This window comes from Thermoactinomyces sp. CICC 10522 (assembly GCF_016055075.1).
GTDB classification, from domain to species: Bacteria; Bacillota; Bacilli; order Thermoactinomycetales; family Thermoactinomycetaceae; genus Thermoactinomyces_A; species Thermoactinomyces_A daqus.
Genome location: NZ_JAECVY010000003.1, coordinates 140,967 through 158,327, shown reverse-complemented (window position 1 = coordinate 158,327; position 17,361 = coordinate 140,967). Strand labels below are relative to the sequence as shown.

At 49.2% G+C, this 17,361-nt stretch carries 18 protein-coding genes and 1 riboswitch; of the genes, 11 read left to right on the top strand and 7 right to left on the bottom strand.

Annotated elements, in window-relative coordinates:
• Positions 1-127: 127 nt before the first annotated feature.
• The 3 genes from spoVAC to spoVAE are packed head-to-tail and all read left to right on the top strand — an operon-like array spanning position 128 to position 1,977.
• Positions 128-607, top strand: coding sequence for a stage V sporulation protein AC (spoVAC, locus tag I8U18_RS07015; RefSeq protein WP_033101074.1), 480 nt, complete (start codon positions 128-130; stop codon positions 605-607).
• Positions 608-1,630 carry a stage V sporulation protein AD gene (spoVAD, locus tag I8U18_RS07010; protein ID WP_198064622.1) on the top strand — a complete coding sequence of 341 codons (1,023 nt, stop codon included), beginning with the start codon at positions 608-610 and terminating at the stop codon, positions 1,628-1,630.
• On the top strand, positions 1,627-1,977 hold the full coding sequence (gene spoVAE / locus I8U18_RS07005) for a stage V sporulation protein AE (protein WP_033101076.1): 351 nt from the start codon (positions 1,627-1,629) through the stop codon (positions 1,975-1,977). The genes spoVAD and spoVAE overlap by 4 nt, the downstream gene beginning before the upstream one ends.
• A 46-nt stretch (positions 1,978-2,023) precedes the next feature.
• On the opposite strand, the gene I8U18_RS07000 is transcribed toward spoVAE, so the two are convergent.
• Positions 2,024-2,230, bottom strand: a complete 207-nt coding sequence (locus I8U18_RS07000) for a DUF1657 domain-containing protein (protein ID WP_033101077.1) — start codon at positions 2,228-2,230, stop codon at positions 2,024-2,026.
• A 288-nt stretch (positions 2,231-2,518) separates the two neighbouring features.
• Between I8U18_RS07000 and I8U18_RS06995 the strand changes: the two genes are divergently transcribed.
• Positions 2,519-4,396, top strand: coding sequence for a terpene cyclase/mutase family protein (locus I8U18_RS06995; RefSeq protein ID WP_033101078.1), 1,878 nt, complete (start codon positions 2,519-2,521; stop codon positions 4,394-4,396).
• Positions 4,397-4,437: 41 nt separating this feature from the next.
• Here I8U18_RS06995 and I8U18_RS06990 read toward each other — a convergent pair whose 3' ends face one another.
• Positions 4,438-5,223 carry an SDR family NAD(P)-dependent oxidoreductase gene (locus I8U18_RS06990; protein ID WP_198064621.1) on the bottom strand — a complete coding sequence of 262 codons (786 nt, stop codon included), beginning with the start codon at positions 5,221-5,223 and terminating at the stop codon, positions 4,438-4,440.
• Between the two features lie 151 nt (positions 5,224-5,374).
• Here I8U18_RS06990 and I8U18_RS06985 point away from each other — a divergent pair, with 151 nt between their 5' ends.
• The 3 genes from I8U18_RS06985 (at position 5,375) to I8U18_RS06975 (ending at position 7,569) form a co-directional block, all read left to right on the top strand.
• Complete coding sequence (locus I8U18_RS06985; RefSeq protein ID WP_033101080.1) at positions 5,375-5,668, top strand: YciI family protein; 294 nt, start codon at positions 5,375-5,377, stop codon at positions 5,666-5,668.
• Positions 5,669-6,598: 930 nt separating this feature from the next.
• Positions 6,599-6,841 (top strand): hypothetical protein, encoded by a 243-nt coding sequence (locus I8U18_RS06980; protein ID WP_033101082.1) that lies wholly within the window; start codon positions 6,599-6,601, stop codon positions 6,839-6,841.
• 281 nt (positions 6,842-7,122) lie between these two features.
• Positions 7,123-7,569: a MarR family winged helix-turn-helix transcriptional regulator gene (locus tag I8U18_RS06975; protein ID WP_198064620.1), complete on the top strand. Its 447-nt coding sequence runs from the start codon at positions 7,123-7,125 to the stop codon at positions 7,567-7,569.
• Positions 7,570-7,648: 79 nt separating this feature from the next.
• Here I8U18_RS06975 and I8U18_RS06970 read toward each other — a convergent pair whose 3' ends face one another.
• From I8U18_RS06970 to I8U18_RS06955, 4 genes are all read right to left on the bottom strand, one after another.
• Complete coding sequence (locus I8U18_RS06970; RefSeq protein WP_198058996.1) at positions 7,649-9,349, bottom strand: pyruvate oxidase; 1,701 nt, start codon at positions 9,347-9,349, stop codon at positions 7,649-7,651.
• Between the two features lie 113 nt (positions 9,350-9,462).
• Positions 9,463-9,921 (bottom strand): hypothetical protein, encoded by a 459-nt coding sequence (locus I8U18_RS06965; RefSeq protein WP_198064619.1) that lies wholly within the window; start codon positions 9,919-9,921, stop codon positions 9,463-9,465.
• Positions 9,922-10,068: 147 nt separating this feature from the next.
• Positions 10,069-10,368, bottom strand: a complete 300-nt coding sequence (locus tag I8U18_RS06960; protein WP_033101084.1) for a hypothetical protein — start codon at positions 10,366-10,368, stop codon at positions 10,069-10,071.
• Position 10,369: 1 nt separating this feature from the next.
• Positions 10,370-10,777, bottom strand: coding sequence for a hypothetical protein (locus I8U18_RS06955; protein ID WP_198055423.1), 408 nt, complete (start codon positions 10,775-10,777; stop codon positions 10,370-10,372).
• Positions 10,778-10,975: 198 nt separating this feature from the next.
• Here I8U18_RS06955 and kynA point away from each other — a divergent pair, with 198 nt between their 5' ends.
• From kynA to kynB, 3 genes are read left to right on the top strand one after another with little or no spacing between them, the layout of a single operon-like run.
• Positions 10,976-11,809: a tryptophan 2,3-dioxygenase gene (kynA, locus tag I8U18_RS06950; RefSeq protein ID WP_033101188.1), complete on the top strand. Its 834-nt coding sequence runs from the start codon at positions 10,976-10,978 to the stop codon at positions 11,807-11,809.
• Between the two features lie 14 nt (positions 11,810-11,823).
• On the top strand, positions 11,824-13,107 hold the full coding sequence (gene kynU / locus I8U18_RS06945) for a kynureninase (RefSeq protein WP_198055422.1): 1,284 nt from the start codon (positions 11,824-11,826) through the stop codon (positions 13,105-13,107).
• Positions 13,108-13,731: an arylformamidase gene (kynB, locus tag I8U18_RS06940; RefSeq protein WP_033101087.1), complete on the top strand. Its 624-nt coding sequence runs from the start codon at positions 13,108-13,110 to the stop codon at positions 13,729-13,731.
• Between the two features lie 230 nt (positions 13,732-13,961).
• Here the strand turns inward: kynB and mgtE are convergent, their stop codons facing one another.
• On the bottom strand, positions 13,962-15,305 hold the full coding sequence (gene mgtE / locus I8U18_RS06935; RefSeq protein WP_198064618.1) for a magnesium transporter: 1,344 nt from the start codon (positions 15,303-15,305) through the stop codon (positions 13,962-13,964).
• Between the two features lie 95 nt (positions 15,306-15,400).
• Positions 15,401-15,569, bottom strand: a riboswitch (M-box (ykoK) riboswitch).
• Positions 15,570-15,929: 360 nt separating this feature from the next.
• Here mgtE and I8U18_RS06930 point away from each other — a divergent pair.
• A complete protein-coding gene (locus I8U18_RS06930) occupies positions 15,930-17,348 on the top strand; it encodes a SpoVR family protein (RefSeq protein ID WP_033101089.1) in 1,419 nt (472 codons plus the stop codon).
• Positions 17,349-17,361: the final 13 nt, after the last annotated feature.

The window sequence follows — 17,361 nt, the reverse complement described above, 5'->3', positions numbered from 1 at the left end:
CAGGACTGTGTTTTGGACTTTTTTTGCGTATTTTACGTCCTGGTTTGCCAATGCAGGTATAAAACGTTTTGGTTTTTACCAAAAATTACTTAATAGATAAAGGGAACGTTAAGATGAGGTGAGCGCAGTGTTAAAAGAAACGAGAAAAAAGCTAACCCCTGTTCAACAGGAATATCATCAGTTTGTGAAAGGACGCGAACCCAAACGCCCTATTTTAAAGAATTGCCTGTGTGCTTTTTTTATTGGCGGGGCAATTTGTTTGCTCGGACAATTGATTTCCACTTTTTACATTCATTTTTTCGGGTTTAACGAAAAAACAGCCGGAGATCCGACTGTAGCAACCTTGATTTTTATTTCAGTCCTTTTGACAGGATTCGGGGTTTATGACCATATTGCACAAGTGGCCGGGGCGGGAACCATCATTCCGGTGACCGGATTTGCCAACGCGATCTCTTCAGCGGCGATCGAACATCGTTCCGAAGGATACGTTCTGGGGGTCGGGGGCAATATGTTTAAACTGGCAGGGTCGGTAATTGTATTTGGGGTATTTTCCGCATTTGTGATCAGCACAATCAAAGTGATCATAAAAAGTTTGGGAGGATTCTGAGTGATTCAGGGAAGAACATGGGTGTTTGAGAACCGGCCCTATATTGCAGCAAGCAGCGCTGTCGGGGGCCCGTTTGAAGCGAACGGACCGCTGGCAGAGGACTTTGATTTTTTGCACGGCGATCTGTGGCTGGGGCAGGACAGTTTTGAAAAAGCGGAAAAGATGTTGTTGGAACAGGCGTGTAAGAAAGCTGTGGACAAGGCGGGGATGAAAGCGGACGACATCCAGTTTTTTTTGTCCGGGGATTTGATGAACCAAGTGATCACCAGCAGCTTTGCGGCAAGGACTTTGGCTGTGCCTTATCTCGGTTTGTTTGGGGCCTGTTCCACTTCGATGGAGAGTTTGGCGCTCGGCGCGTTGATTGTCGGCAGCGGGTTTGGCGACAAAGTTCTGGTGGGCACAGCCAGTCACAATGCTGCGGTTGAAAAGCAATTCCGTTACCCGACGGAATACGGAGGGCAAAAACCTCAGACCGCACAATGGACGGTGACAGGAGCAGGTGCGGCTGTCCTCACTTCCAAAAAGACCAAAGATGAAATCTACGTGGCAGCGGCAACAGTTGGCCGTGTCGTTGATATGGGGATCAGTGACCCGTTCAATATGGGGGCGGCGATGGCTCCGGCGGCTGTCGATACGATCGAGAGCCATTTTCGTGATCTGGGGCTTTCCGAAGACGAATACGATTTGATTTTAACCGGCGACCTTGGGAAGATCGGTCATCGCATTGCCGGGGATTTGTTGGTGAAGCATGGCCTTAAACTGCCGGAAGAGAAGTTTGGGGATTGCGGTTTGATGATTTACGATGAGCAACAGCCCGTTCAGGCGGGGGGGAGCGGTTGTGCCTGTTCCGCTTGCGTCACTTACGGACATGTCCTCAACCGCATGAAGAACGGAGAACTGCGCAAAGTGTTGATCGTGGCAACCGGAGCTCTGTTGTCTCCGATCAGTTATCAGCAAAAAGAAACGATACCTTGTATCGCTCACGCTGTGGCGATTGAAAAGGGAGGAGACCCGAAAAAATGATCTTTTTCTGGGCATTTGTGGTCGGGGGGATTATTTGCGTGATCGGTCAATTGATGATGGATGGATTAAAACTGACCCCCGCCCATACGACGAGTACGCTGGTGGTAGTCGGAGCGATTCTGGACGGCTTGGGGCTATATGAGCCGCTGATCAAGTTTGCCGGCGCCGGGGCGACAGTGCCGATCACGAGCTTTGGAAACGCATTGGTTCACGGTGCGATGATGGAAGCGAATAAGTATGGTTTGGTCGGTGTCATCACGGGAATTTTTGAAGTGACAAGTGCCGGAATTTCAGCGGCAATCATTTTTGGCTTTTTGGCGGCGCTCCTGTTTAAGCCGCGTGGATGAAGCAGGAAATCGGAACCGAAAAAGCGTTTTCGGTTCCGATTTTTTATTATTGTTGGTTGTATTGCGGCTCTTCGCTCATAATTTCCTGTTCGCGCGCTTTCAGTTGTTGAACCACTGTGTCAACGTTTTGCGCCAATTGGTTGTATGTTTGCTTTGCTTGTTGGTTGTTGGTGTCAAGGGCAAAAGAACGCAGGCTGGCTGCTACCGATTCCGCGCTGGCGATCGTTTGCTTGATTTTTGTACCTACCGTCATCTGGATTCCCCTCCTTTCAACTTGCCCAATGATATTTTGTGCTCTCTTTGCCGGTTTATTCAGTTGGGATCATGTGATTTGATTCCATGAATATCTTTGTAAAGAAATCACGTCAGGTATGTTGATCAACCAATGTATGGTTTCATGGCGGGATTTTTGAAACAGAGCGGTTTATCGCTGCTGAGTCAGCGAAAGAAGAGCCCGGGACTCAAAAATCTCCTCGTTTCTCCTTCCGATCTGATGCAAATCAACATGCCTGAAATTCGTTTTTAAAAGGAGTTTTGGCGGATGCACGGAGAGCATATCGATCGCGCAAAAAAATGGATCGGGCGCTTGTCAGATGAATTGCTCCGCAAGCAGAGTCCGGACGGAAGCTGGCGTTTCTGTTTTGAAAGCGGGGTGATGTGCGATTCATTTTATTTGTTGTTAAACCGGGTGCTTAAAAGAAGGGGAGATCCGCTCGAACCGTTATTGATTGAACGTATTCTCTCCCGGCAAACGGGGGATGGAACCTGGAAACTGTACGAAGATGAGCCGGAGGGAAACCTTTCGACCACGGTGGATGCCTGTTTGGCCCTTCTGTATGCGAAAGTGAAACAGCCGGATGATCCGGCGATGCGCAAAGCACGGGAGTATATAATGGAAAATGGGGGAGCGGGGAACGCCGGTTCCCTGACCAAAGTTGTTCTGGCCCTGTTGTCGCACTTCAGTTGGAACAATTTTATCAAGTTGCCTGTTGAATTTTTCTTGCTTCCACCCTCGGGACCGATTTCCTTTTTTGATTTTGTCGGATATACCCGGGTGCATTTGGCACCGATTCTCATCGCCGCAGACCGCGAATATGCGACAAGACTCGACGGGTTTGACGAAGTGGAAGAATGGCTTCCGGTTCAACGCCGTTCAGGGAGAAAAGCGGAATATGTTTGGACTGCGGAGCAGCTGTTCCCCGAAAGTTCGATTAGTTCGGAACTGCGCCGGCGGTTGCATGAAAGAGCCTTGCGCTGGGGTGAGTCCTTTATGCTCAGCCGGGTTGAAAAAGACGGAACGCTGTACAGTTATATGACCACGACGTTTTTAATGATTTTTGCCCTTCTGTCGCTGGGTTACTCCCGGCGTCATCCGGTGATTCAAAAAGCGATGAACGGTTTGGCGCAGTTTGCCTTCCCGCTCGGGGATGGGACCCATTTGCAGGAAACGACTTCGACGGTCTGGGATACATCACTGATCCTGCATGTCCTTCAGGAAGCAGGGGTGGGAATCAGCCATCCCGCCATTAAGCGAGGCCTTCATTATCTCAAATCCAGACAGCAGACATCCCCGGGAGACTGGTCAATCAAAAACCCGTACGCGGCCCCGGGGGGATGGGGGTTCTCCGATCTCAACACAATCAATCCCGATGTCGATGATACTTCCTCCAGTTTAAGTGCGCTCGCGCCTTCCGTTCGGTCCGGCCGTTACCGCACAGAATGGGATCGCGGGGTCAGGTGGCTCATTTCTATGCAGAACAATGACGGAGGATGGCCGGCGTTTGAAAAAAATACGAATAAAAGGTGGCTCCGGCTCATGCCTTATCCTGACGGGAAGACAGTCTGGGGAGACCCGTCCAGTGCGGATCTGACCGGACGCACTCTGCGATTTTTCGGACAGGAGCTCGGATGGACGATTGACCGGCCCGAAGCAAGGCGTGCCTGGAGTTGGTTTTATCACAATCAAAAGAGAGACGGCTCCTGGTTTGGGCGCTGGGGTGTCACCTTTATTTACGGAACGTGGGCGGCCATCACCGGGCTCACCTCCGTTGGCGTGCCACCCGAGCACCGGATGATTCAAAAAGGGAAAAACTGGCTTTTGAGCAAGCAAAAAGAGGATGGAGGATGGGGAGAATCGTGTGCGAGCGATGTGAAAGGCAGATTCGTTTCCCTTCCCTATTCGACTGCGGTGCAAACGGCCTGGGCACTGGATGCGCTGATCGCTTGCCATGACCGGCCGACTCCTGAGATCGAAAAAGGGATGGAAAGGATGTTCGCCCTTTTGGAAGGGCGCGGAAGGGAGTGGACATACCCTGTCGGGGCCGGGCTTGCCGGGCAATTTTATGTTTATTATCACAGCTATCCCTATGTGTGGCCGTTAAAAACTTTGGCCCACTATGTGAAAAAATACGGTAAATAACAGCGACAACGCTGGTTCAAAGCGATGTCGCTGAAAAGAGATTAACGGAGCGGTGTTCGATCCTGCTGGATGCGCATGACGGATGATGCGATCCAGTTTCGCGGCAAAAAGCGCGTTCCGAACAACAGAGACCGGAACACCGCTCCCGGAATCACGACTGGCTTTCCGCTTAGCAAACCTTCATATCCCGCCTTGGCGACGGTAAAAGCGTCAAGGGCGTTTTTCTCCGTCAGCCGGGATTGGTGCATCTTTGCCCGCATGGCAAAACGGGTTTTAACCGGCCCGGGGCACAAGGCGGTTACCTTGACTCCGCTCTCTTTCAGCTCATGGGCCAGCGCTTCAGTAAAAGAGAGCGTATAGGCTTTACTGGCGTAGTAAACGGCCATCAATGGCCCGGGCACAAAGGAGGCCATCGAACCGACATTTAAAATGCCGCCGCTTTTGCTGGCGAGCAGATCAGGCAGAAAATAATGGGTTAATGCCGTCAGCGCCTTGATATTCAGATTGATCATCTGCATCAGGTCTTCAAGCGGTTGCTCGGCGAACGGACCATACAATCCAAATCCGGCATTGTTGACGAGATAATCGATTTGCAGACCGAGGCTTACGCACGTATTGCGGATTTGGCGCGGAGCATCCGGCTGACTTAAATCTTGGGTGATGATGTGGATCGTTCGCTGATAACGCTCTTCGATCTCGGTGGCGACCCTGTTGAGCTGATCGACATTGCGCGCGACCAACACCAGATCATGCCCGTCTTTGGCGAAGAGATAAGCGAGTTCTTTTCCGATCCCCTCTGAGGCTCCGGTGATCAGTGCGATTCCCAAATTCCTTCCTTCCTTTCCACGATTCCTGGTGACAATGTTAATGATTTTGATTTAAATTTCTATATAAGAATACAAATACCCCTTCAAATCTGGCAATATAGTACTTGAGTCACTTTTTTAAATTTCGACAGGCGAACGGAGAGGATGAAATATGTTTCTCGCCATTCTTCACTATTTGCTGACGGCGGAAGAGGTGGCAAAGCATCGGCAGGCACATCGGGATTATCTTGATACATGCTATCGGAAGAAGCAATTGATCGCATCGGGTCCGATGGTTCCGCCAACAGGCGGGCTGATCCTGTTCAGGGTGAAGAAACGGGAAGAAGTGGAACAAATTATTGAACAAGATCCCTTCTTTAAAAACGGGGTGGCTGAATACCAGGTGATGGAATTTGACGCGGTGAAGAGCGACCCGGAGTTTCGGGCGATGTTTCTCGACGAATAACCTTTTGTTTCCGCACAAAAAGCGCTCGGGTGGTTGCCCGGCGCTTTTTCTCAAAATAGATGAGCAAACTCTTATCTTTTAAAAAAATAATGTCAATATCAGATGGATATCAGAGTAAATCCTCTTTTTTCAATAAAACGGCTGTCAATAATCAAACCGTTTCAGGGTTAAAGATGTCGGTTTTTTTGTTTTTTTAAAATAAAAAGTATTGCCAAAGCGAAAGGGCGTTTGTATAATTATTTTAAAAATTATTAAACATAGAAATGGCGGTATGAAACTGGCAGACCAGATCGGGCAAGGAACAAGGGGAGTTGTCTCCGCTGAATCTTATCCGTTTTATAAAAATAAGGATCATGCTTTTGTTTACAGCTCGTTTTCGCCCCGGATTGCCAATCATCGGCCATTGCCATTTTGCGCATACACAGCTCAGTGCAGCCATCGAAGAAGGATGAGACAGCAGACTTGAAGGGAGGTGAAAGGAATGTTGCGTTTCTTAAGCGGTGGAGAGCCGCCGGCTGGTTAAGTTTTCCTCTCGATTTAAGCTATCTTCCATTAAACATACTGAAAAACAGCAACTGATGATGACAATGAGGATGTTGACAAACCGAATAGGAAGGGATGGGTGTTTATTTGCAGCAACCTTTGTGACGGAGGAACCGGAAGCAAAGAAAAACACCCTTACCCGGCGGATTCATGTTTTGGGATCTTGTCAAAAAGCTGGCGGCTGATGATGCCGCTGTTTTTTTGTGCGTTTTTGAGTATTGACTCTATTGTTCCAGACAGGAAGAAATATGAAGAAAGAGCCGGGTTGAATTATATCAATGATACTCTTTTACTTATATCGTGATTTATTTCATTTGCCGTTACCGTTTTTCCAAATCATTCATAGAATAGGTTGCTTGAATTTTTTGGAGTTAAGGAGGGTTTCTGATGGTTCGTTACCGGTATATTCCCAATGATCAGTTAACCCAGGCCATTGGCAAACCGATCATGTTGCGGCTGAAGAACGGAAAGAAACTCTATGGGACGATTGACGAGGTCCGCAAAAATGGAATCATGTTTCTGCCGGCCCGCGTCGGTTCCAGGGGTTCTTCCGGTCAGGCAGAAGTGAGACTCTTTGTACCATTTTTTATCCCGTTCGGGTTTTTTGTTCCGTTTTTGATTATTTTCTGAGGAGATATCTTGAGGACAGGGCACATCAAAAGTGATGTTGCCCCTTTTTTTGGTTCGTACATAGTGATCCGGGCGAAGATATGGTATTTTAAAACTGGTGTCATTATCTTTTTATATGGATGCAAGATCACGGACAGAAACCGATCACCTCGTTTCGGGAACTACCTGGGAACGGGAAGTACTTAGAGCGGGAGGGGATTGGTGTCCCCGCCGTTCCGGCTTGTGATACTTTTTACAGGCGAATAATTCGTATAGCTAATAAAGTGGAAAGGAGCAAGCAGATGGAAGAAAAGGAGTTGTTGGAACTTACGGAGCCCTTCCTGGCGAGTATTGGAACGATTATCAAAATGAGCAAGCAACAGTTGGAGAAACGGCTCAGGGAACAGGGAGAAGAGATCACGGCTCACCAATATGCCATTTTGGTTCGTTTGAGCAAGGGGAACTTGACAGTAAAGGAATTAGGGGAAAGTTTTTCGATTGAACCGCCAACCCTGATTCCGATTATCGACCTGTTGGAACGAAGAAATTTGGTGGTGCGGATTCCGGATTTGAAAGACCGGCGCCGCAAGTTGCTTCAGGTGACAGAGCGCGGAAATGAGCTCATCAGCAGAATGCGTTCAGATATCAAGAACGATGCGGTGGCGCAAGCATTTTTGCGAATGGGGAAAGAGAAAAGTGTAACACTAGTCGGATTATTGCAACTACTGGCCAAAGAACTTCAAAGATGAGCGGCAGGACGGGAAAGGTTGCAGGATATTGAGCTTGAGACTGTCATCTTTTGCAACAGTCTCAAGCAGATTCTGTTTTTCAAAGAGGAGGAAGTTCCAGTTTTCCTTGTTCAAACAGGGCTTTAATCATGTGTCGGGCATAACCGGACATTTGGGCATAAGTGATATGAGAGGGCATCGGTGCTTCGTCCGGATCGACAACGACATCGATGATACAGGGTTTGTTCAGTTCTTTCGCCTGCATAAAGGCAGGGAGCAGATCTTCGCTCTTCTCCACCCGGAATCCGACACCGCCGCAAGCTTCCGCGTATCGCGCAAAGTTCGGATTGTGGAGATCGGTTCCGTATTCCAGGTTTCCTTTTACTTCCTGCTCAAACTTGATCATTGCGATTTTATGGTTGTTTAACACAACGACGATGATGGGCAGGTCGTATTTTACAGCGGTGACAAAATCGTTCATGGTCATCCCGAAGCCGCCGTCGCCGCAGATGGCAAACACTTGGCGCTCGGGATGGGCAATTTTGGCGGCGATGGCCCCCGGCAGTCCGCATCCGAGCGTTGCCAGCCAGCTGGAGATGATGAACTTTTGCCTGGTCATGCGAAAATGGCGGGCCACCCAGACGGTGACGTTCCCGACATCGACGGACAGAATTGCATCATCGTGGGCGATCTTCTGCAATGCTTTGATCACCGTTTGCGGTTTCATCGGAGATGCTTCCTGCTCTTCCTGTTTTTTTAGCCGTTCCCACCATTCCTTCATCATCTTTTGATGCTCTTCGAGATAAGAGCGATCTTCATGACGCTTGATTTTTTCCGTCAGCCAGGAGAGAGTTTTTCCTGCTTCGCCGGCAAGTCCGAGATCAACCGGATACCGTTTGCCGATCTGTGCCGGATCGATATCGATTTGAATCGTATTGGCATCTTCCGGCAAAAAACCGGTAAAAGGAAAAGAAGTGCCGACCATGATCAGTGTATCTGCGGTCTGCATGGCATGATAAGCGGGAGATGTGCCGATCAGCCCCAATCCCCCCAGACACAGAGGATGTTCATCGGGAATGGTTCCTTTTGCCGGAAGGGACAGAACGATCGGGGAGGCGAGTTTGTCGGCAAAGGAGATCAAGGCATCACTGGCATGTTGTGCGCCTTTTCCCGCCAATATTACCGGCCGCTTGGCCTGATCCAGAATTTCCCTCGCCTTTTCCAATTCGGACAACGGAGGGCTGATTTCAGAAACGGAATAAGAGGTACTGGTGACCAGCGCCTTTTTTTCCAATTCAAAAGTGGGAATATCATCGGGAATGGTCAGCACGGACACGCCTTTTTTCACATATGCGGTGCGGATCGCCTGATTGACGACGGCTGGAAGCTGTTCCGCTGACATGATTCGCTGATTGTAGACGGCGACATCATCAAAGAGGCGGTCAAGATTCACTTCCTGAAAATAGTCTGTTCCGAGCAGATCCGATTCTACCTGGCCGGTAATGGCCAGGACGGGAACGCGATCCAATTTGGCGTCATACAATCCGTTGAGCAAATGGATGGCCCCCGGACCGGCGATCGACAGGCAAACACCGAGCTTTCCCGTCAATTTGGCGTAAGCTGCCGCAGCAAGGGCACCCGCTTCTTCATGGCGAACCTGAATGAATTTTATCTTGTCACGCGCTTTTCTGAGCGGCTCGATGACCGAGTTGATCGAATCTCCGGGCATCCCGTAAATGTGATCCACTCCCCATTCGATGAGCAGATCGACGAGTGCTTCTCCGGCTGTTTTCCGAAACATGTTTTTTCCTCCTGTAGGTGAATGTTTCCAGATTTAGTTTGCACAGAACGATTCCGATCATTCGGTCAAGATCAAAAGAGCCGGCGGGAAAAACTTCCCACCGGCTCTTTTGTTTAATGATAGCGATACCAAGCGACCCAGCCTTTTTTTGTTTTGGCCACAAAGATTTGCCCTTGAGAGAGGCTTGCGCTCGGAAGAAACTCGGGAAAGAAAAGATCGACCAGCCAGGATTGGTTCGCGACCTCTTCTCCGCATTGCTGTTTGGCTATGTCAGAATAGGGAGACGAATCAGGATCGGCGAGGGAGAAGATCCGTTTGGCTTCCCATACCTTGTAATGGGGGTCTTTGCCATAGGTTTTGCGGATCAATTTCGGCAGAGCCGCCTGAATTTCATCTGCCGCATCCGGCCCGGGTTTGACCAGATCAGCAATATTCGGACAACCGTCCGACTTCTTTGCCGCTTTTTGGGGAACGGGATCAGCCGAGGGTGAAACAAAACCGGTGGCAGCCACAAATGATAAGGTTAACAAGATGCATAAACACCATTTCGCAACGTAAGGCACCCGCTTCATAAGCTCACTCCCTGGATGATTGGTTCATTATGTGGATATTGGCACAAGTCATAAATAATATTCCACCATCTGCTCTTTTCCTAACCCAAAAGGAAAAACAAAGTTCGAAAAGCCCCTGATGCGAAGAGGATGCGGGCCCGGTGCTGCCTAATACCAGGAATTACGGCTTTTTCCTTCCCTTTTTGCCTGGTTTTCCAGTTCCAGCCGCTCCCGTTCTTCCGCTTTGGCCTCATCCAGTTTCTGTTCAGCCCGGATTAATTCGCTTATGTATGTGCGCATCTTTCGTTCCCAGCGCAATTGTTCCTGCCGGTGGTAGCGCTCGATCTCGCTTTCTCCCTGACGGTGGGCCCGCTGCATCTCATCCTGGTGATAATAAATTTGCCATTCGCATTCCTTCAAGTCCCTTTTGATCGCATCGATTTCTTGAATAAAACGGCTGACAGACATATCAAACCTCTTTTACAATGGGATAGTAATAGGGGTTTTCCTTTCTCTTGGCAATAAACATGCCCCCATATGTATGTTCATGAATTTCGTCAAAGGCGAAACTACAAAGCACTTCAAAGTTGGTCACGTGATCTTTTGTCCAGAGATCGAGTTCAAGTATTTGTCCGTGTTGCCACAGGCAGAACAGTTCCCATTTGGTATAAAGATAAATCCGGCTGAACATGTCCGGTTTCTTTTTGCTGATGATGAACATGCCGTTGTCGGTTATTTCCCCGATTGAACTCCAGTCGAATTCAACCAAAATTTCGAATTCTCCGGTGTGATCTTCGGTCCACGCAGGGATGGCATGCCCGGTTTCGTTCCAGCTTTTCCAGTAATCCCATGTGGTGTACAGCAGCAGTTTGTTCATATGTCTCCGTCCCAACTTTCGGAATAAATGAGTGTCCATCCCTATTTTAATGGATATGATTCCCATTATTCAATTTATTTTTTCAAGGGGTAATGTTTTTTATTATAATAGGTTTCGGGAGCGCTTTCATACGAAATATCAGGAAAGCATTCACTTGATTTGCAAAAAAATTCGAGAAAAAGCGGACGGAGGGAGAAAATGCCCGAACAACACCCTGATGCCGAACAGATTCATCTTGATTTTCGTGAACATATGACTTACGGCGATTACCTCCAGCTTCAGTCTTTATTGTCCAGCCAAAAATTGTTATCCGGCCACCACGATGAAATGTTGTTTGTCATTATCCATCAGGTGAGCGAGTTATGGATGAAGCTGATCCTGCATGAATTGAAAGCGGCGATTGTGAATATTCAGCGGGGGGATTTATCTTCCGCTTTTAAAATGCTGGCGCGCGTGTCCAAGATTCAGTCACAGATTATTCAATCCTGGGATGTTTTGTCTACACTGACTCCTGCCGAGTATATGGAATTTCGCCATCATTTGGGGCGGGCGTCCGGGTTTCAATCTTACCAGTATCGCCTGATTGAATTTTCTTTGGGCCGTAAGGATCAGCGCATTTTGCAAATTTATCAAAATTCCCCCGAGCTGTTGGACACACTTACCCGTGCCCTTTATTCCCCGAGTTTGTACGATGTGTCTATTCAGGCGCTGGCCAGAGAGGGATTGGACATTCCGTCCCGTGTGCTTGAACGTGATTTCAGCCAGCCTTACCAGCCGAGCCCTGATGTTGAGGCTGCCTGGCTGGAAGTGTACCGCCATGTGGATCGCTATTGGGATCTCTACGAACTGGCGGAAAAGCTGGTTGATCTCGAAGACTGGTTGCAGCAGTGGCGGTTCCGGCACATGAAGACGGTGGAACGGATTATCGGCCATAAACCGGGTACGGGCGGGTCATCCGGGGTTCCTTATTTGAAAAAAGTGTTGGATCACCGGTTTTTTCCCGAACTATGGGATGTCAGAACCAAATTATAGTGAGGAGGAGCCGTATGGAACTGTCATTTTCCCAGACGAGGGAGTATGCGGAGGAACGGGATCAGCGTGATGAGCTTCGCTCCTACCGGAGGGAATTTTATATCCCTGAGGGCGTGTTGTATATGGATGGGAATTCACTCGGGCTTTTGTCGAAACGGGCGGAACGGGCGGTTATGCACATGGTTGAAGCCTGGAAGCAGTTTGGTATCGATGGCTGGACAGAAGGTGACAAGCCTTGGTTTTATTTGGCCGAGCAATTGGGAGGACAAATGGCGCCGCTGGTCGGGGCAAAGCCGCACGAGGTGGTGGCGGCCGGTTCGACCACGACCAATCTGCACCAATTGCTGGCCACTTTTTACCGTCCGTGCGGAAACAGGACAAAAATCGTCGCGAATGAACTTGATTTTCCCACCGATATTTATGCTATAAAAAGTATAATCAGGTTAAAAGGATTGGATCCTGAACAGAATCTGATCCGTATCAAAAGCGAGGACGGGCGGTATTTGCGCGAAGAGGAGATCATCTCCGCCATGACGGAGGAAGTGGCGTTGGTTTTGCTCCCGACCGTTTTATATCGCAGCGGGCAATTGCTGAATGTGAAGCAATTGACAGAAGCGGCCCGTGAAAAGGGGATTTTGATCGGATTTGACGCTTGCCATTCAATTGGCGCCGTTTTGCATCAATTTCATGCGTGGCAGGTTGATTTTGCCGTTTGGTGCACCTATAAATATCTGAACAGCGGCCCGGGAGGGGTGGCCGGACTTTATGTGCATGAGAAGCATCATTCACACTCTCCCGGTTTGGCCGGTTGGTTTGGTTCGCGAAAGGACCGGCAGTTCGACATGGATCACACATTTGAACCTGCCGGGAGTGCAGGTGCGTACCAAACGGGGACACCGCATATTCTGAGCATGGCACCGCTGTCTGGTTCGCTGGAAATGTTTGCTGAAGCGGGAATGGAGCGGATCCGGAAAAAATCGCTCGCTTTGACGGAGTACTTGATGCAGCTGATTCGGGTGAGACTCGACGGCATGGGCTTTACCATCGGCAACCCCGTCGAGGAGGAGCGCCGCGGCGGTCATGTCGCTCTGGAACATGTGGAAGCGGTGCGCATCGCCAAGGCGTTGAAGGCGGAAAAAGTGATTCCTGATTTCCGATCCCCCAATGTGATTCGCCTTGCTCCCGTTGCCTTATATACTTCATTTGCCGATGTATGGGATGTGGTTGACCGCTTGAAGCGGATTATGGAGGAGCGAACATACGAACGATTCCAACAGGAGAGGGGAGTAGTCGCATAGATGAAATGGATTGATATATCGCGGACGTTGCGGGGTGGCATGCCGGTTTGGCCGGGGGATACCCCTTTTTCTTTCAATCTGGAATGGACCAAGGAACAGAGCGGTTCTGTCAATGTGGGCAAAGTGGTGTTCAGCACCCATGCGGGAACCCATGTTGATGCCCCGTATCATTTTTCCGAAGCAGGCAAAAAGGTGCATGAATTGGAACCCGATATCTTTGTGGGAAAGGCCAGAGTGCTTCATTTGCCGGGGTATGAGAGCATTGGTGCGGAAGAATTGGCGGCCCATGATCTGACGGGAGTTGAACGGTTGCTGATTCGGACGGATTCCTGGGAAGATCCGGACCGTTTTCCCGATTCCTTTTGCTGCCTGCGCCCTGATGCGGCTCCGTTGCTCGCTGAAAAAGGGGTGAAACTGCTCGGCATCGATGTTCCTTCCGTTGATCCCATTGACAGCAAGGAGCTTCCGGCCCACCACGCTCTCTGTCTCTCGGGCATTCATATTTTGGAAAGCGTCGATCTCAGTCGTGCGGATGCCGGGGATTATGAGCTGATCGCCCTGCCGCTTAAGCTCGAGGGGGCAGACGGCAGTCCTGTGCGCGCAATTTTGAAAAAAACGGCGTAATGCACTGTTGGAACCGGAATTGCCGGATGCGGAGTTTAAATGGTGAAAGGAGATCGTGTTTCAGATCGAAGATGAGGCATTCTGAAGAAGGAGACGGATCGGGGGAAATAATTAAGAAGGCAGATACTCCTTGAACATGCTCCGTTGTTCCAGCGGGAGATGTCAAGCCGTACCTGCCTTCATCTTCTGCTCAGTACTCAAGGATTCATCAACCTCGATTCCTTAGAAGTTTAGAGATGCAAAACCGCTTTTGCTATGCTCATATAGATAATCAAACCGGTTCCGTCGACCAATGTGCTGATGAGCGGTCCCGATACAACGGCCGGATCGATTTTGAGGCGGTGCAGCACAAGCGGCAATGCTGCGGAAACCAAGGAAGACCACAAAACGATAAACAGGGCTGCCAGAGAGACCACCATGCTGATGGCAACGGACACATCCATCAGTTCGGCCCTGAAGAAGCCGATGATTCCCAAGGAAATGCCTAACAGCAATCCGGTGACCAGTTCTTTGCGGATCACGCGAAACAAGTCGCGAAACTTTACTTCTTCCGTTCCCAGTGCGCGGATCAGGGTGGAGATGATTTGTGACCCTGTATTTCCGCCGGTACCGATCAGCAAGGGAATAAAGAAGGAAAGGGAAACCACTTTATCCAGTGTGCTTTGGTACGATTCCAGGACGGTCGAAGTATAGGCCCCGCCGACAAAGAGGATAAACAGCCAGACGATCCGTTTGCGGTACAGGCTCCAGACGGATGTTTTAAAGTAAGGTTCGCTGAGCGGCTGGCTTCCTCCTAGTTTTTGGATATCTTCTGTCGCTTCCTCTTGAATTACCTCGACGACATCGTCATAGGTGATGATCCCGATCAGGCGGTTTTGCCGGTCAACGACGGGAAGTGCGTAGAAACCATAGCGGGAAAGGATGGCTGCAACCTCTTCCTGCTCCATATCCGCCGGAACGGAAATGACATCCTTTTTGGCGATATCCGCCAGCTTGGTCTGCGGATGGGCGAGGATCATTTCTTTAAGCGAAACGATTCCCACCAGTTCGCCGCGCATTCCCGTTACATAGATATAGGAGATGATCTCGGCTTCTCCTCCCACCTTGCGAATGTGGCGGAGCGTTTGTTCTCCGGTCCAATGTGCCCGGGCGGACACGTAGTCGACGGTCATCAGGCTCCCTGCTGTATATTCCGGATAGCGCATCAGAGCATTGATTTTTTCCCGGTAGTCCTCCGGCAGCATTTTGAGCATCTTTTCCGCCTGCAATGGATGGACGGCAAGCAGCATGTCTACGATCATGTCACTCGACATCTGCTTCAGCAGCATGGAAGCCAGATTGCCGTCCAGGTGGCTGAGCGTTTCATACTGCAACTCCGGTTCCAGATATTCCAACGCCTCGGCAGCCAGAGTTAATGGAAGGGCGGCGATCCATTTGAGCCTTTTCTTTTCATCCATTTCCCTGAGCATTTCTGACAGATCATAGGGTTGCAGCTGGTGCAACAATTCTGCCGGCGGATCTGCATTTGCCAGCACGGATTGAGGCTCATGCTGTTTCAGCAAAGCGTTATCCATGTGAATCCCTCCTTTTTGCGAATATAAAAAATAACCCTTACTCTTGGCGGAGAGGGTTTCAACACAAATTGAGCCCGCACTTTCCAGGCCCGATCGCTTATCCCCCTCATTGAGCTTTGGCACTGAACGGCATAGGTTTGCGCGAAACCAGCTACATTAGAAAAGACCTTCATTCCGATCTTTCCTGCTGACCCATTGGTGTCTCTCGACATTTTTGGGCAGTAGCGTATCTCCGAACAGGAACCTCACCTAATAGAGATAAGAGCTTTCCATATGCTGTTGAATCGAAGTTAGTATAACGTCTGATACCGGAGATTGTCAATTTATTTTATGTAAATATCGGCCTCAATTCGCATGTGAAATTTGATAAATGGACAAATATTCTTTATAATTAAACTAAGCGTTTCTATATCCGATTTTAGGTTTCATCCTGTGTAAGATGCTGTTCCAAAACCTTTCCCTTTTGAATGAAATAGTTTTAAGGATTCGTTGTTGACACTCATTATCAAAGGCTGTTTCCTTAGGGTGTAGATCTTTCTCGTTACCGCACCAACAGATCCGATTTCCGATGATAGTTTCACGGGCTCGGGGAAAGGTCATTTCAAGGGAAGGAAGGGATGCCGAGTGAAAGAGGATCTGAAAAAGCTGGAGCGGGCGATTGAAGAAATTACGGAGATCGCAAAAGGATTTGGCCTCGATTTCTTCCCCATGCGTTATGAAATCTGTCCTGCCGATATTATCTATACATTTGGAGCATATGGAATGCCGACGCGCTTCTCCCACTGGAGCTTTGGCAAAACTTTTTACAAGATGAAATTGCAGTATGACCTGAATCTGAGCAAAATCTATGAGCTGGTGATCAACTCCGATCCCTGTTACGCTTTTTTGTTGAAGGGGAACAGTTTGACGCAAAACAAGCTGATTGTGGCTCATGTTCTTGCTCACTGCGATTTCTTCAAAAATAATATCCGCTTTTCCAATACCTCCCGTGACATGGTTGAAACGATGGCTGCCAGTGCCGAGCGCATTCGCCAGTATGAGATTGAGTATGGGAAAGAAGTGGTGGAGGAATTTCTGGATCACGTACTGGCCATTCAGGAGCATATCAATCCCAGCCTGATCGATGCCAGGTTGCACCGGAAAGGAAAACGAAAATCAACGCCTGATACCCCGAAGCCAAACCGCACCTCCCCTTACGATGATCTGTGGAAGTTGGACCATATCGCCGAACCTCCTGCCAAGCCGAAGCCCCGCAAAAAGCGTTTCCCCGAGGAACCGGAAAAAGATCTGCTGCTCTTTATCATGGAAAACAGCAAAATCCTTGAGGATTGGCACCAGGACATTCTGACGATTTTGCGTCAAGAAATGCTCTATTTTTGGCCGCAATTGGAAACGAAGATCATGAATGAAGGCTGGGCCTCCTACTGGCATATTCGCATCATGCGGGAACTGGATCTGGATGAGGAAGAAGCAATTGAGTTCGCCAAGTTGAATGCTTCCGTCCTTTCGCCATCGAAAACCTCAATTAATCCCTATCATTTGGGACTCAAGTTGTTTGAGGACATTGAAAGGCGCTGGGACAATCCGACGGAACAGGAACAGAAGCAATTGGGACGCAAACCGGGACAAGGGCGTCAAAAGATTTTTGAAGTGCGTGAACTGGAGTCCGATCAATCGTTCTTGCGCAATTACCTGACCAAGGATTTGGTGGAAGACCTGGATCTCTATGTTTTCAGCCGTCAGGGGAATGAATGGAAGGTCACGGATAAGGATTGGGAAAATGTACGGGATCAATTGGTGGCAAGCCGGATTAACGGAGGATATCCCGTGATTCTGGTGCAGGATGGGGATTATCTGCAAAATGGCGAATTATATCTGATTCACCGGTATGAAGGAATTGAGCTGGACATTAAATATCTGGAAAAAACACTGCCCCATGTTTATGCTCTCTGGGGGCGGCCGGTTCATCTGGAAACGGTGATTGACGAACGCCCGGTCATATTTTGCTATAACGGGAAAAAGTGCACCAGGCGGTTCGTTTAAGCGGAGCACACAA

What these genes read in the sequence shown, in the direction of transcription:
- spoVAE (WP_033101076.1), top strand. Translation starts at nt 1,627, where the DNA reads ATGATCTTTTTCTGGGCATTTGTGGTCGGGGGGATTATTTGCGTGATC.
- I8U18_RS07000 (WP_033101077.1), bottom strand. Translation starts at nt 2,230, where the DNA reads ATGACGGTAGGTACAAAAATCAAGCAAACGATCGCCAGCGCGGAATCG.
- I8U18_RS06995 (WP_033101078.1), top strand. Translation starts at nt 2,519, where the DNA reads ATGCACGGAGAGCATATCGATCGCGCAAAAAAATGGATCGGGCGCTTG.
- I8U18_RS06985 (WP_033101080.1), top strand. Translation starts at nt 5,375, where the DNA reads ATGTTTCTCGCCATTCTTCACTATTTGCTGACGGCGGAAGAGGTGGCA.
- I8U18_RS06980 (WP_033101082.1), top strand. Translation starts at nt 6,599, where the DNA reads ATGGTTCGTTACCGGTATATTCCCAATGATCAGTTAACCCAGGCCATT.
- I8U18_RS06975 (WP_198064620.1), top strand. Translation starts at nt 7,123, where the DNA reads ATGGAAGAAAAGGAGTTGTTGGAACTTACGGAGCCCTTCCTGGCGAGT.
- I8U18_RS06970 (WP_198058996.1), bottom strand. Translation starts at nt 9,349, where the DNA reads ATGTTTCGGAAAACAGCCGGAGAAGCACTCGTCGATCTGCTCATCGAA.
- I8U18_RS06965 (WP_198064619.1), bottom strand. Translation starts at nt 9,921, where the DNA reads ATGAAGCGGGTGCCTTACGTTGCGAAATGGTGTTTATGCATCTTGTTA.
- I8U18_RS06960 (WP_033101084.1), bottom strand. Translation starts at nt 10,368, where the DNA reads ATGTCTGTCAGCCGTTTTATTCAAGAAATCGATGCGATCAAAAGGGAC.
- I8U18_RS06955 (WP_198055423.1), bottom strand. Translation starts at nt 10,777, where the DNA reads ATGAACAAACTGCTGCTGTACACCACATGGGATTACTGGAAAAGCTGG.
- kynA (WP_033101188.1), top strand. Translation starts at nt 10,976, where the DNA reads ATGCCCGAACAACACCCTGATGCCGAACAGATTCATCTTGATTTTCGT.
- kynU (WP_198055422.1), top strand. Translation starts at nt 11,824, where the DNA reads ATGGAACTGTCATTTTCCCAGACGAGGGAGTATGCGGAGGAACGGGAT.
- kynB (WP_033101087.1), top strand. Translation starts at nt 13,108, where the DNA reads ATGAAATGGATTGATATATCGCGGACGTTGCGGGGTGGCATGCCGGTT.
- mgtE (WP_198064618.1), bottom strand. Translation starts at nt 15,305, where the DNA reads ATGGATAACGCTTTGCTGAAACAGCATGAGCCTCAATCCGTGCTGGCA.